Raw genomic sequence first — 13,179 nt, 5'->3', positions numbered from 1 at the left:
GGTTACTTGTCCTTCGCCCCGTCTTTTCCTGCATCGCCACTGACGGCCTTGAGAATCTTCGGTGGCCGCGAAATGACTTCATCGATGAGGCCGTACTGCTTGGCTTCTTCTGCGGACAGGAAATAGTCCCGTTCGGTGTCCTGCGCGATTTTCTCCAAAGGTTGGCCGGTATGTTTAGCCATAATCTCATTGAGTCGTTCGCGGATTTTCAAAATTTCCCTGGCATGAATGTCGATTTCAGTGGCTTGCCCGGAAAATCCGCCCATAGGCTGGTGAATCATGACCCGCGCATTCGGCAACGCAAATCGCTTGCCCTTCGTTCCCGCGGTCAGCAAAAATGCCCCCATACTGGCGGCCTGGCCCAGGCAAATGGTGTTGATCGGGGGTTTCACATACTGCATGGTGTCGTAAATGCCCAATCCCGCCGTGACGCTTCCACCGGGGGAGTTGACGTAGAGATTGATATCTTTTTCAGGATCCTCCGCTTCGAGGAACAGGAGCTGGGCAATAATCAGGTTGGCAAAGACATCGTCAATTGGCGCACCGAGGAAAATAATCCGATCTTTTAAGAGCCGGGAATAAATATCGTAGGCGCGTTCGCCCCGGTTCGTCGTTTCGATTACAATGGGAACCAGCATGCCTGTCGTTCCTTTCCGCTTACAGCCTATTGAAACCGAGATACAAGATCTGCCCTGAACCTCGGTGCTATCCCTGAATCACCGCATTGCGGTACACAAAATCCAGAGCTTTATCCGCTAAAATCCTTGCGCGTAATTCGTCGATCGACTCTTGTCCGCCGGCTTTGACCATCTTGACGAGATCGGCAGGCGGCATTTTGAGCTCCGACGCCAGCCGCATGATCTCTGCATTGAGATCGTCCTGAGTGACCGTCAGCCCTTCTTTTTCGGCAATGGCTTCCAGCACGAGTCCGAGCTTCACGCGGCGCGCCGCTTCGTCGCGATGCTCCTGGCGAAGAGCCGTGACAGCTTCCGCACTGGGCGCTTCCGGGGCAGCGCCTTTTCGTTCCTGCTGCTGCACGTGCTGGCGGATGATGGCTTCCAGCTCACGCTCAACGAGGGTCTCCGGAAGATCGAAGTGGTGGGTCTCCGCAAGCCGTTTAATGATCGTATCTTTATAGGTATCCTCGATCTCTCGCTTCAGCGCCTGTTCCATCCCGCCCCGCAGTTTATCTTTGATTTCCTGAAGCGTGGTGTAGGGGCCGCAGTCTTTGGCAAATTCATCGTCCAAGACCGGCAGCTTCTTTTCTTTGACGGATCTGACCGTCAACGTGAATAGGACTGTTTTGCCGGCGACACGTGGGTCCGGATGACTGGCCGGATAGGGCTGGGATATTTCGAGCACATCCGCCTCTTTCTTCCCCACGACATGCGAATCGATTTCCAGTCCCAAGACGGACGCCTTCGAACCCACCTTGTGGAGTTGCCCGTCCTTCTTCGTTCCGTCCAACGGGGCTCCATCGAGCGTGCCTTGCACGTCCAGCACAATATAGTCTCCATCCACGATGGCATGGCCGGCTGGTGCGGCTTCCAAGCGTGCCTGTTGCTCGCGCAACACCTCAAGTCCTCGGTCGAGCTGTTCGTCGGTGACGGTTCGCTTGTCCGGCTTGAGCGAAATCGGGCTCGGCGCCTTATAGTCTCGCAACTCGATGGTTGGCTTGATCTCGACGGTCGCGGTAAAGGTGAACGGCTCGTCTCTCTTAATCTTGACCCGATCCAACGGGGGAATTTCAACGAGGACCGGCACAATACCAGCTTGGCGAACAGCCTTGTCGTAGAAATCCGGCACGAGGCTTCGTATCACATCCTCTTCCACGGATTTGGAATAGCGCTTCTCCAATAAAGCCAGGGGGGCCTTGCCTGGACGAAATCCCGGGATGTTGACCTGGCGGTTCAACTCAACGTACGCACGAGCAAACCGTTGCGTGACCTCATCGGCCGGCACCTCGATCTTGAGGGCGCGTTTCATCGGTCCTAGTTCGGTCACTTCCATTTTCATAGCTGGTACTACCCTTTATCTTGTAAGAAGGCTTACAGGTGTCACTGGACCGTCGAGCCGTCCATGGTTTGGTGCGAGCGGAGGGACTTGAACCCCCACGGTTACCCACGAGATCCTAAGTCTCGCGCGTCTGCCAGTTTCGCCACGCTCGCATAGTGAAGTCCGCTGGAGTCGGCTCCAGCATGATGAGCACACAAGCGAAATGACTCAATAGCGTCAGTCTTTTGTACCGTTGGATACCGCCTACTGTCAACCCATACTCCTGGGGGAGGGCGCTTCTGGCACCGGCCTTGATTGCTGCAAGAACGAATAGGAACAGAGGATGGACGGCAGACCCTTCATCGCCACTCTCCCCTGCCAATACCTGCTCGTTGCTTCGAGACAACGCGTGGTAGCACCCTCCTCTCTATGGGGGTTATAATGTGCTGGATGTATGGTGGAGTTCCAGCCTCCGGCTTGTTCAATGCCTCCGGTGAGGCTACTGTCCCTGTAAGGAGGTGCCTGATGCGAGCATGTCTCCTCTCTCTGGCCTGTGCGTTCATACTCCTGCCAAGTCCGTCATGGGCCTACCGAGATTACTTTACGGCAGATCAGAAGGCACAACTTGCCAAGGTCCAGACGGTGCTGGTCGATGCTATGGCCCTCACCGAAAAAGGCGCCGTCGATGCGGGACCGATCGTCGAGATTGCCTCGCGCCGCCTCGGAGAACTGGGCTACACCATAGTGCAGGATCGCACGAAGCCCCATGACGCGGTGTTTAAGGTGAAATGCGAACAGCGGAAGACCTGGGAAGGGACCACCGCAGCCGGTGGTGATGCAGATTTACCCGATGCGCCGTCGAGGCTCTGGAAAGGACCGGCCTGCCAGCTGACCTATCTGTTGGGGGACATGAAGGTCAAATGGCAACGGGAGGTACGGACCGATTTTGACGATGCGGTCACAGCAGCCCAATCCGCGCAAGCCGAAGAACCGGGCGCCTACGCCATCAAGAAACTCACCGACGGATTAGAAAAATACGAGTTTCCCCTTCTGTTGACGGCGGAGTGGGGGCAACCGGATCGGCTACTGAAGCTCTTGGATTCTGCGGAGACCAACCAGGCGCGCAAGGTCAAGATTATCTCGTTGCTTGGAGAAATGCAGGCTGACGAGGCTTTGCCCAGATTGAAGCAGGCGCTTCAAGATAGAGACTTGGCGAAACAGGCCTTGGCCGCAATGGGCAATCTCGGGAGGGAGGGGATCCCTCTGCTGGTCGAAATCATGAACACGTCAACGGACCTTGAGGTGCAAGCTGCGGCAGCCAAGGGGCTGGGGCAACTTGGCGGTCTGCACGGCGATGCCTCGGTCGTGCCACCATTGTTGGCCAGGTTGAAGGACTCCAAAACCGACTGGTCTGTGCTGACGGAAGTGGCCTGGTCGTTGGGCAAGATTCCCGACAAACGGTCGATCCAACCGCTATACGATCTCGATAAAAAGCTCCAAGCCATGCGGGATCCTGACAATATGCAGCTGAAGAAACTCAAGGAAGCGGTATTTTGGTCGATCAAGCAGTGCGACACCTGGGATCAATTCAGTTCGTTGACAATCTTCGGTTAGGTGCTTATCGTCCTCCGAGCCGGCTGATTGCCGGCTCGGAGATAACAGGATGAACACCGTTCCCCCCTCGACTCCTCCTTCCCAATCTCCCGACGTGTTGGAGCGGATCACACTCCAGATGGCGTCGAGTCTCGACCTCCAAGTCGTACTGGCCACGATCACGCAGGGGTTGGTGGAGGAGCTGGATGCGGCCTTCGCCCGCATCTGGCTCTTAGGTCCCGGCGATCTCTGTGCCGACTGTTACAAAGCGGCCGACTGTGCGAACCGGAGCCGCTGCCTGCATCTTGAAGCGAGCGCCGGGCTCTACACCAATCTCAAAGGGGAATATCGACGCATTCCGCTTGGCGCATTGAAGATCGGGAAAATCGCGCAAGGATCCGGCGCCATTTTTACGAACGACGTACTCGGCGACGATCGACTTCCGAATAAGCAATGGATGATCGACAACGAGCTCCGCTCCTTTGCCGGCCACCCGCTGAAGTTCCGCTGGGAACTGCTCGGCGTCATCGCAATGTTCGGACGTCGGCCGCTGAGCGGAGAGGAGTTCGAGCGATTGGCCGTCTTTGCCAATGAGGCCGCAATTGCGATCAAGAACGCGCAGTTGTTTACGGAAGTTCAACAGCTCAAAGATCGGCTTCACGCCGAGAATCTCTACCTTCGCGAAGAGATCAAACTCGAGCATAACTTTGAAGAGATCATCGGCGAGAGCCAGAGTATCAAGGCCGTACTGCGATCGATCGAACAGGTCGCACCCACCGACTCAACGGTCCTCATCCGTGGAGATACCGGGACGGGCAAGGAACTGATCGCCAGGGCGATTCACCACATGAGCCCGCGCAGGGCTCGCTCCCTTGTGAAGGTGAACTGCGGCGCAATCCCCGCCAATCTTCTCGAAAGCGAACTCTTCGGACATGAGAAGGGATCGTTTACCGGGGCATTACAGCGCCGCATCGGCAGGTTTGAGCTGGCGGATGGAGGGACGATCTTTCTGGACGAAGTGGGAGAACTCCCGCTGGATGCGCAGGTGAAACTTCTGCGGGTGTTGCAGGAGCGAGAATTCGAACGGGTCGGCAGCGGTCATTCGACGAAAATCGATGTGCGGGTGATCGCAGCGACTAATCGTGACCTGCATGCAGCGGTGAAGGCCGGTTCCTTCCGGGCCGATCTCCTCTACCGGCTGAATGTGTTTCCGATCGAGGTGCCACCCCTCTCTGCCCGTGCCGCTGACATTCCGTCCTTGGTCAGCCACTTCATCGCAAAGTTTTCAACCAAACTTGGCAAGCGATTTGACGGTGTGTCTCACGCGACCATGGACCGTCTGATGACCTATTCATGGCCCGGCAACATCCGTGAGCTGGAAAATGTGATCGAACGGGCCACGATTCTCGCGAACGGGCCGATGCTGCAGATCGATGACGCATTCCTCCATGCGGCCCCTGCACCCTCACATCGCGAGGGAACCATGGAAGAAGTCGAACGGGCGCATCTCCTCCATGTCCTACAGGATGTCAACTGGGTCATTGAAGGGAAGCAGGGTGCCGCCACTCGGCTGGATCTCCATCCCAACACCCTCCGCTCTCGCATGAATAAGCTCGGCATTAAGAAGCCCCGTCTCACCTAAGCATATCGATCCCTGCCCTCATCCCACAGAATATCGTGGCGCTACGATATCTCGTGGGACGATCGCATCGCTATGCTGGTTATCTTCTCGTCTGAACATCCCTCAAATCGTTGATACCGCTCTTTACTCCCCTCATTTCATGCCTGTCATTCTTTCTGGCATCGGCCTTGCGGTAGTGCAGGACTGCGATGGCCATCGCATTGCAATATCGCAGCACTCATTCCATCTAAGGAGCATCCATGAAAACTGCCATCATCATTCTGTCCGATCCGAAGAGTGGTTCTGAAGAAGCGCTTGGGCGAGTCTTTAATGCGCTGGCCCTGGCGTCCGAATGTAAGCAGAAGGGCGACGAAGTCGCCGTGGTGTTCAACGGCGCCGGCACGCGCTGGCCGGCTGAATTGACCAAACTCTCGCATCCGGCCAATGGTCTCTACAATGCGATGCGCGATGTCGTGCAAGGTGCCTCATGCGGTTGTGCGGAGGTCTTTGGAGCGACGGAAGGCGTCAAGGCTTGCGGAGTCCCGATTGTGAAGGACCATGCATTGGCGGGGACAGCAGGCCTCTTGAGCCTTCGCCGATATATCGCAGAGGGATGGCAGACGATCGTGTTTTGAGTTGATATTCCAGGAGACGGCCTTCTGGCCGTCTCCTGATCATTGTAGAGCAGAATCCGAACGGGGAGACAGGATGGCGACGAAGTACCTCGATCTGATGTTCACGGATGCCGTGTGCCGTGCGCAAACCCAGTATTACGGACAGGCAGACAAGATTGCGGGTGCCCCCGACCAAGACCCGCTGGGCCAAGCAGAGGCGGAATTCATTGCCACTCGGGACAGCTTCTACCTGGGATCGATCAGTAAAAGCGGGTGGCCGTATGTTCAGCATCGAGGCGGGCCTGCAGGATTTTTGCGATTGATCAACGAGACGACCCTGGTCTTTGCCGACTACAAGGGCAATCGGCAACTGCTAAGCACGGGCAACCTGTCGGTGAACGACCGGGTGGCGCTATTTCTCATGGACTACAAGAACCGCGAACGGCTGAAAATTCTCGGCCATGCCCGTATCGAGGATGCCCTGGCGCATCCGGAACTGACCGAGCATGTGACGAACCTCAAAATAAGGGCGAGCGTGGAACGGCTGGTCTTCATCGATGTGGTCTCATTCGACTGGAACTGCCCGAAATACATTACGCCGCGCTACTCGGCGGAAGAGGTCGAGGAGCTTGCCGGTCCCTTGAGGAGGCGTATTGCCGAACTGGAGACCGAACTTCGTACAAGGAAATCGTGATGGCATTCTGCCGCGAGCGGAAACAGCACGAGCAGGTTGTCCGATAAAAGGAGGGACCGATGACCGAATTTTCACGCAGACGGTTTTTACAACTTTCCGCAGCAACCGGTGGTGCCTTGGTGTTCGGAGACCTGATCGGACAAGTGATGGGGCTTACGGGGAGGGCGAGTCTTGCCGCCACGGGTGAGCCGATCAAGATCGGCATACTCGATCCATTGTCGAGCCCCTACAAAACATCGTCAATTCACGATGTCCATGGCGCCAACGTGGCCGTGGATCTCTTCAACAAGAAGGGTGGTGTGCTGGGCCGGCCGGTCGTCATCCTCGAAGCGGATGATGCGTCGAATCCGGAAACTGCCGTAAAAGTGGCGACGAAGTTCATCAAAGAGGACCGAGTCGATGTGCTGATGGGCACCTTCAACGGGGACTGTGCGCTCGCCGTCAGCGCCCTGGCGCAGAAGGAAAATACGCTGTTCATGGTAACTGGTGCGCACATTCCCGAGCTGACGGGAGCGGCCTGTAACCGACAGACCTTCATGTTCATGCCCAATGCAAGGATGATGGCACAGGCTGTCTCACCACACATTGCAAAAGCCTACGGGACTCGCTGGTACATGATCACGGCTGCCACGGTCGATGGCAAGGCGGCGGCCCAGGCAATGCTGGAGGCAGGCAAGTCCCTTGCTGTCGATTTCGTCGGAGAGACGGTCACGCCATTCGGCTCGACCGATTTTGTATCGGCTTTTGCCGAGGCGAAGGCCAAGAACCCCACGGCGATCATTGTGAATCTCTATGGATGGGATCTGGTACATGCGCTCAAAGCCTATACCAAGTTAGAGTTGGCCAAAGAAAAGATCGGCGTGGGTGGCATGATCGCCGGCGAACAGATCGGTCGCCCGTTGGGTTATGCCAACAATGCGGGCATTTGGGGATTGATCTGGGATCCCAAGATCGACAGGGATAGCTCGAGACGGTTCATCCAGGGCGTGATCGACAAGTACAACCATACCCCGACGTCGCGTTGTTATCTCGGGTATGCGGCGATGACGCAGATCCTGGAGGCGATCCAACGGGCCGGGACAACAGAAACCGCCGCCTTGATCAAGGCTCTAGAGGGACATCAATTCGATGGGTTGAAAGTGGGCCCATCGTCCTTCCGCGCGTGGGACCATCAACATATGCAAGATGTGCTCGTGGGGGAGGCGTTCGGGAAGGAGCTAGGGCTGGGCCACTACAAGATACTGGCCACTGTTGCCGGCGATCTGGCTGCGGGGACGATTGAGCAGAATATCTGCAAGTTATAGAGGATAGACTGAAAAGGGAACGGGGGCTGCTCCGCCATGGAGAAGCCCCCGTTATCTTGTGGCTGCGCGTACGCCTACTTCGTGACGCGCACTTCGACGCGACGATTCTTCCCACGGCCGGCATCGGTCGTGTTCGGCGCGACCGGCTTGCTGTCTGCATAGCCGGCCGTGGTCGAAGAAGCAAGGCCGCCTTCCCCGAGAGCTTTCGCCGCATTGGCCGCACGGGCTTCAGAGAGTTCCTTGTTCGTGGGGAACTTTTGCTTCAAGGAACTGCGAATCGGACGGTTATCGGTATGACCCTCCACCGCGACTTTATATTCCGGGAAGTCTTTCAAGATCGCACCCACCTGCTTAAGCGCGTCGGCTCCGGCAGGCTTGAGTTGATCTTCACCTGATCCAAAGAGATAGCCGGAGGCCAGGTTGATCAGAAGGCGTTCGTTGTTCAAGTCCACCATGATGGTGCCCTTGTCGATCTGAGGGCGGAGTGCTTTGATAAGGCCCCGTTGCGCTTCCTTGAGCTTGGCCATCTCGGAAGAGAGATCCCCGCGCAATCCGGCGAGTTCTTTGTCCCGATCAGCCAGCTGGCGTTCCAGTTCAGCCACACGCTGCTTGCATGCTGCCAGGTCGGCGACCAGTTTGTCCTTGTCCCCGGCGGCCCCCCCCATGGCTGCAAGTTGGCCTTCGAGCGCGGCAATCCGTTGTTTGGCTGCGGCCAGATCGGCGGCCACTTTATCTTTGTCCCCGGCAGCGCCACCCATTGAGGCGAGCTGTGACTCGAGGTCGGCATTCCGTTGTTTGGATGATGCTAGATCTGCGGCCAGTTTGTCCTTGTCATTAGTTGCCGCTGAGAGTTGACTGGCCAGCTTGGCGGAGTCGCCGGCTCCGGAACGGAGCGAGGCGAGCTCACGGTCACGATCGGCAAGCTGTCGTTCCAAATCGCTGACGCGGCTGCTCAGCATGCCATTTTGCTTCTGTGCCGCCGCGAGCTCGTCGGCCAACCGCTGACGCTCTTTTTCCAGCGCGGCAAGACGGGAGGCCATATCGTCTGTTGCTTTTGCAGCCTCGAACCGGTTCCGGTTGCGATATTCATAGCCGCCGTCGCAGCAGATTGCCCCTAAATCAAGGGCCGATGCATAACTGGCGCCGGCCAGAAGGCCGGTTGCGAGGATTGTTGCTTTGAATAATCTCATCGTGAATTTCTCCTGTGATTGACTCAGTTGACGAAGGAATCTCGCTCTTACACGTTGGACGTACAGTGCGCACACTTTGTTGCCTTGATGGGAATCGTCGACAAACACTGAGGACAGTCTTTCGTCGCCGGAACCGCGACTGGCTCAGGCTTCTTCATCCGGTTCATCTGCTTCACCAGCAAGAAGATGACGAACGCGACGATGATGAAGTCGAACACGCTTTGCAGAAATACCCCGTAGTTCAAGGTCGGAACTCCGGCGGCTTTCGCGGCTACGAGTGATGGCTGAGGAGCACCCGAGAGATTGAGGAACAGGCCCGTGAAGTCAACGCCTCCTAGTAGCTTGCCGATAGGTGGCATCATCACATCGCTGACGAGTGATGACACGATTTTCCCGAATGCGCCGCCGATGATTACACCGATGGCCATGTCGACCACGTTGCCCTTCATGGCAAACTCTTTAAATTCTTTCAGCATAGTTCCTCCTTAGAGGATATAAGGTGTACTGCATTTGCTGCTGTCGAGACTACCGTTTCCTGGTCGTATCGAAGCTGTATCCGAGGGTCATGAGGTACATGTTGTCCGTATCCCCGGTGCCCCTTGCCGGACTGCTGTTATAGCGCGTCGTCACTTGGAAGCCGCTCACGAAACCCTCGAAGAGCTTGAACCTCACACCATTATCCATCGTGAGGTAGTAATTCTTGGTGTTTTGCAACGAGGGGTAGAATTCACTGAAATGGTACAGCGTAACGCGCTCGTCAAGCAGCGGCCAGTTTAATTTGATGGACCCGCGGCCACGAGTCGAGGAGGCGTCGTTGCTCACCCGGAAATCTTCATTGAAGTATGAGAGACCGGCTTCCGCATAAAGCGTCATATCCTTCAGGACGCCGGTGAAATCTCCCCGGTCGACAATTTGGTAACCGGGGCCGCTCGCGAGGGCGGTTCGCATTTTCAGATCCTGGAACGTATCACTTTCAAAATAGGCGGAGGCAAACCAGAAAAACCGCTTCGTAATGAAGAAGTCGAGCTTGATCGTCCCTCGTGCGTTTCGAGCGATGAGGGTGTTCGCGTTATCCCCGTAGACGTAGCGACCGTTGATCGAAAGGCGGAGTTGCTCGCTCCGGGCCACGAAGTCTCCGAGGAGGCTGGCATTTCTCAGATGGCTATTTCCGGTTGTTTGCGAATAGCCGCCGGTCAGGCTGCCCGAATAGATGACCGGGGGTTGGATGAGTGGGTTCATGGCCGTGATCGAATCGATGGGAATTTCCATCGTCCCCTTCATCGGTTCCGCCTTCACATGGATGGTCCCGTTGGGGCCCTCAGTGGCCGTGCCGATCAACACTGTCCCTTCCTTGAGGTGAAAAGGGATAGGGTGATTGATAGCCAACTTCGACACATTGGCCCAATTGATCTTGACGATATTGCCTGCAGCCGCGTCGGTCTTCAGCACCAACACCCCGCCGGACATTTCGATCACTTCCCCATAGAGCACTCCGCCATCCTTCAACGTCACCACATCGCGTGGCGCGGGGGTTGGAGCCTCTGTCACTGCTGGAACATCAGCGGCCACAACCGGCCCTGTTGTCATCAGACATGTTATTAACAAAAGTAGCCAGAAACCCTTCTTCATCGAATCCTCCTCACCGGTTGATGACATGGCAACACTGTATGAATCGGGCTCACGGGGATACGTTGGACGTCGTAGGGTTATTCAGCCCCATTACACGGGAAAGTTCTATAGCCCAGTTCACGGCAAGGTGGCAAGCAGAAACACTATGGTATATACCGACGCTAATATGTGTGGCGCATCGCATCCCGAACATTGATCGCGGAACTAAGCAAAGCTGATGCCGTTGAGAGAGGCCGGGTCATTTCACCAGATATCTTTGTGAAAGCATGATTGATGGACAGAGCATCTGAAGGCCTGGCACTTCATCTCTGTGGCTGATTTGTTCAGAAGACGGCTATTCCGCTACAGAGACGGGGGGAGAGACTCCGCGCAAGTTCGCCCTTCAAGAGAATGTGGGCGCGTAAGGCTTGATGCCTGCGAGCAGGGACTCATACGGCAACCTCTGTTCACAAGTTCCCTATCGACCCAAGAGTCCTTTCAACAGATCCTGGCCTTTTTGCTTGAGTTCTTCTGGCTTCGCCGAGCCTTTAAGGAGATCGCCGATCACCTCACGCACTTTCTCCTTCACCTGTTCTTGGGCCTTCCCCGTCAGCGCTTTGGAGTCGAGTCCATACGACGGGGCCTGGACGGTCCCGGTGATAATTAGCGGAAGACTCAAGCGGCCTTCTTTCATCGCGAATTTGGCGACAGGAGACGCGCTGGCAATCTTCTGACTCAAATCCTGCGAGAGATTGAGGTTCATGGTCAAGTTGAGCGTCTGATCGAACCCGATGGTGCCTCCCCCCGTAGCTTGAAAGTCATGACTGTCCATCAAGAGGCGCTGCACATTGATCATGCCTTGCTTGATGGCGAGGTCCGTTTCGATCGTCGAGAATGCTGTGGCCTTGGCATTGTCGAGCGAGATGCCGGCGACATTGAGTATCGAGACCGCTTCCTGGAGAAGGTTCACGCCCTCGATCTTCCCATCTTTGACGGCAACGTGGCTGGTCCCTTCCAGGAACGTGGTGAGGTCCGGCATGGAAAAGCCGCGGCCTTGGAGCGCAAGGTCGGCTCCTGCCGTTCCGCTGATCGACATTTGCGTCGTCGCAACGGCCTCAAGGGCTGGCCCGAGCTGGAGTCCTTGGATCGTCACGGTGCTCTTGAACGGCGGAGCATCGGATCCTGCGATCACGGCGCCCTGTCCTTTGACCTGTCCATCAAACATTTGGAAGGAGAGGTTATTCAGTTTGGCTTCTTGCCCCTTCACTTCGGCTGCAATTTTCACATCAGTGATGTCGACCGGCTTCTTGAGCGGGAGCGCCATCGGGAGGTTCGCGGTATTGATCACCGGCGAATTCATGTTCACGGTCGCATTCTGGCCGACAGTCTTTCCCGTGATGGTGAACTCAGTCTTTCCCAGCCCGAGCCGGAGGTTGATCGCATCGATGTCCGTGGTTTCCTTCAACGGGCCAAAGGTACCGTCGACGGTCACAGGCATGTTGAACGGCTGAACGAGCGTGGCAACATGGATGCTCGGGGTTTGGCCGAGACGAACGGACTGAAGGAGGAGCTCCAGGTCCTGCAAAACATACTCGGTTGGTTTGGCAGCCGACAGATCTCGATAGGTGAGTTTTCCACCAGCAATGGAGACGCGATCGACGGCCAGGAGGGCCAGGATCTTGAGCGGACCGTCAGTCGATGGAATCGGCGCCCGGGACGGAGCTTCAGGAGTCTGGACGCCAGTTCTTCCGATGGTCGAGACGTTCAGGACGCCGTTCTTGTTCTTGATAACCGTAATAACTGGATCGCGAAGCGTGATCTCTTCGACCTCGACCTTGCCGCTGAGCAAAGCCCTGAGCTTGACCCCGATCTCAAGCGACGTGAGTGATGTAAATGGAGTTGCGCCGAACGCCGGGTCGTCCAATACGGCAAACCCGGCCACGCGTGCACCGATCCTTGGCCAGATCGTCAGGCGGATGTCTTGCAACTGAACCTTGCGGTTGAGCGCCTCTTCGAGCAGCGGCTTATACTGATCTTGGTATTTGTTGAGGTCGACGAGAAAGGGCAGGGAGAAGATGGCGGCCGCTACGACGATGACCAGGACGCCCAAACCGATAAGAATTTTCATAGCCAGCCCTCCCCCTTAAATTCTTTTCAGTATAGAAAGGGGATTCGGGAGGGTCAATGCCATGCAGATGGGCCCTGTTCTTACCTTGCCGGTCACTAGACCGCGTGTTAAGATGCGCCCCTCGCGAACATCGATGCGGAGAGGTGCGAGAGTGGTCGAATCGACATGCTTGGAAAGCATGCGTCCCAGCAATGGGACCGTGGGTTCAAATCCCACCCTCTCCGCCAAAATTAAGCAACGCAGAACGATGAGCGATGAACGCGGAATAAAAGAACAAGTGTTTCTTCTGATTCCTCGTTCATACTTCAGCGTTCATCGTTAGTGCAAAGGGGCTGGGCCCTGTGCAACGGAACCCTGTGAACCCCGCCAGGTCCGGAAGGAAGCAACGGTAAGCGGTTAGTTCTGTGTGCCGCAGGATCACCTGGCCCCGCT

The 13,179-nt window shown here is 56.4% G+C and carries 11 protein-coding genes, 2 tRNA genes and 1 other RNA gene; 7 read left to right on the top strand and 7 right to left on the bottom strand.

What is annotated here, in order from left to right:
* Positions 1 to 2 precede the first annotated feature (2 nt).
* The 3 genes from clpP to Q7U76_15685 form a co-directional block, all read right to left on the bottom strand.
* The gene (gene clpP, locus Q7U76_15695; protein MDO8357824.1) at positions 3 to 638 is read right to left on the bottom strand and encodes an ATP-dependent Clp endopeptidase proteolytic subunit ClpP; all 636 of its coding nucleotides are present in this window, start codon (positions 636 to 638) and stop codon (positions 3 to 5) included.
* Positions 639 to 705: 67 nt separating this feature from the next.
* Positions 706 to 2,016, bottom strand: a complete 1,311-nt coding sequence (tig, locus tag Q7U76_15690) for a trigger factor (GenBank protein ID MDO8357823.1) — start codon at positions 2,014 to 2,016, stop codon at positions 706 to 708.
* 69 nt (positions 2,017 to 2,085) lie between these two features.
* Positions 2,086 to 2,168 (bottom strand) — tRNA-Leu (locus tag Q7U76_15685).
* Positions 2,169 to 2,520: 352 nt separating this feature from the next.
* Here Q7U76_15685 and Q7U76_15680 point away from each other — a divergent pair.
* The 5 genes from Q7U76_15680 (at position 2,521) to Q7U76_15660 (ending at position 7,821) form a co-directional block, all read left to right on the top strand.
* Positions 2,521 to 3,609, top strand: a complete 1,089-nt coding sequence (locus Q7U76_15680) for a HEAT repeat domain-containing protein (GenBank protein MDO8357822.1) — start codon at positions 2,521 to 2,523, stop codon at positions 3,607 to 3,609.
* Between the two features lie 49 nt (positions 3,610 to 3,658).
* Positions 3,659 to 5,230: a sigma 54-interacting transcriptional regulator gene (locus Q7U76_15675; protein ID MDO8357821.1), complete on the top strand. Its 1,572-nt coding sequence runs from the start codon at positions 3,659 to 3,661 to the stop codon at positions 5,228 to 5,230.
* 239 nt (positions 5,231 to 5,469) lie between these two features.
* Positions 5,470 to 5,844 (top strand): DsrE family protein, encoded by a 375-nt coding sequence (locus tag Q7U76_15670; protein MDO8357820.1) that lies wholly within the window; start codon positions 5,470 to 5,472, stop codon positions 5,842 to 5,844.
* Positions 5,845 to 5,917: 73 nt separating this feature from the next.
* Positions 5,918 to 6,517 carry a pyridoxamine 5'-phosphate oxidase family protein gene (locus Q7U76_15665; GenBank protein ID MDO8357819.1) on the top strand — a complete coding sequence of 200 codons (600 nt, stop codon included), beginning with the start codon at positions 5,918 to 5,920 and terminating at the stop codon, positions 6,515 to 6,517.
* 59 nt (positions 6,518 to 6,576) lie between these two features.
* On the top strand, positions 6,577 to 7,821 hold the full coding sequence (locus Q7U76_15660) for an ABC transporter substrate-binding protein (protein ID MDO8357818.1): 1,245 nt from the start codon (positions 6,577 to 6,579) through the stop codon (positions 7,819 to 7,821).
* A 74-nt stretch (positions 7,822 to 7,895) separates the two neighbouring features.
* Here the strand turns inward: Q7U76_15660 and Q7U76_15655 are convergent, their stop codons facing one another.
* From Q7U76_15655 to Q7U76_15640, 4 genes are all read right to left on the bottom strand, one after another.
* Positions 7,896 to 9,011 carry an OmpA family protein gene (locus Q7U76_15655; GenBank protein ID MDO8357817.1) on the bottom strand — a complete coding sequence of 372 codons (1,116 nt, stop codon included), beginning with the start codon at positions 9,009 to 9,011 and terminating at the stop codon, positions 7,896 to 7,898.
* 47 nt (positions 9,012 to 9,058) lie between these two features.
* A complete protein-coding gene (mscL, locus tag Q7U76_15650; protein MDO8357816.1) occupies positions 9,059 to 9,487 on the bottom strand; it encodes a large conductance mechanosensitive channel protein MscL in 429 nt (142 codons plus the stop codon).
* Between the two features lie 49 nt (positions 9,488 to 9,536).
* Positions 9,537 to 10,640 carry a DUF481 domain-containing protein gene (locus tag Q7U76_15645; protein ID MDO8357815.1) on the bottom strand — a complete coding sequence of 368 codons (1,104 nt, stop codon included), beginning with the start codon at positions 10,638 to 10,640 and terminating at the stop codon, positions 9,537 to 9,539.
* A gap of 457 nt (positions 10,641 to 11,097) precedes the next feature.
* Positions 11,098 to 12,747, bottom strand: coding sequence for an AsmA family protein (locus Q7U76_15640; GenBank protein MDO8357814.1), 1,650 nt, complete (start codon positions 12,745 to 12,747; stop codon positions 11,098 to 11,100).
* Between the two features lie 137 nt (positions 12,748 to 12,884).
* On the opposite strand from Q7U76_15640, the gene Q7U76_15635 reads away from it, so the two are divergent.
* Together Q7U76_15635 and ffs are read left to right on the top strand one after the other, a co-directional pair.
* Positions 12,885 to 12,974: transfer RNA gene (locus tag Q7U76_15635), tRNA-Ser, on the top strand.
* Between the two features lie 103 nt (positions 12,975 to 13,077).
* Positions 13,078 to 13,177, top strand: an RNA gene (ffs, locus tag Q7U76_15630) — signal recognition particle sRNA small type.
* The last annotated feature ends 2 nt before the right edge of the window (positions 13,178 to 13,179 follow it).

The sequence above is a fragment of the Nitrospirota bacterium genome (assembly GCA_030645475.1).
Taxonomy (GTDB): domain Bacteria; phylum Nitrospirota; class Nitrospiria; order Nitrospirales; family Nitrospiraceae; genus Palsa-1315.
The sequence above is the reverse complement of the archived record's forward strand: the minus strand, read 5'-3'. Positions and strand labels throughout refer to the sequence as shown.

Bases quoted from the DNA above. Each gene is read 5' to 3' on its own strand.
- clpP (MDO8357824.1), bottom strand. From the start codon at position 638: ATGCTGGTTCCCATTGTAATCGAAACGACGAACCGGGGCGAACGCGCC.
- tig (MDO8357823.1), bottom strand. From the start codon at position 2,016: ATGAAAATGGAAGTGACCGAACTAGGACCGATGAAACGCGCCCTCAAG.
- Q7U76_15680 (MDO8357822.1), top strand. From the start codon at position 2,521: ATGCGAGCATGTCTCCTCTCTCTGGCCTGTGCGTTCATACTCCTGCCA.
- Q7U76_15675 (MDO8357821.1), top strand. From the start codon at position 3,659: ATGAACACCGTTCCCCCCTCGACTCCTCCTTCCCAATCTCCCGACGTG.
- Q7U76_15670 (MDO8357820.1), top strand. From the start codon at position 5,470: ATGAAAACTGCCATCATCATTCTGTCCGATCCGAAGAGTGGTTCTGAA.
- Q7U76_15665 (MDO8357819.1), top strand. From the start codon at position 5,918: ATGGCGACGAAGTACCTCGATCTGATGTTCACGGATGCCGTGTGCCGT.
- Q7U76_15660 (MDO8357818.1), top strand. From the start codon at position 6,577: ATGACCGAATTTTCACGCAGACGGTTTTTACAACTTTCCGCAGCAACC.
- Q7U76_15655 (MDO8357817.1), bottom strand. From the start codon at position 9,011: ATGAGATTATTCAAAGCAACAATCCTCGCAACCGGCCTTCTGGCCGGC.
- mscL (MDO8357816.1), bottom strand. From the start codon at position 9,487: ATGCTGAAAGAATTTAAAGAGTTTGCCATGAAGGGCAACGTGGTCGAC.
- Q7U76_15645 (MDO8357815.1), bottom strand. From the start codon at position 10,640: ATGAAGAAGGGTTTCTGGCTACTTTTGTTAATAACATGTCTGATGACA.
- Q7U76_15640 (MDO8357814.1), bottom strand. From the start codon at position 12,747: ATGAAAATTCTTATCGGTTTGGGCGTCCTGGTCATCGTCGTAGCGGCC.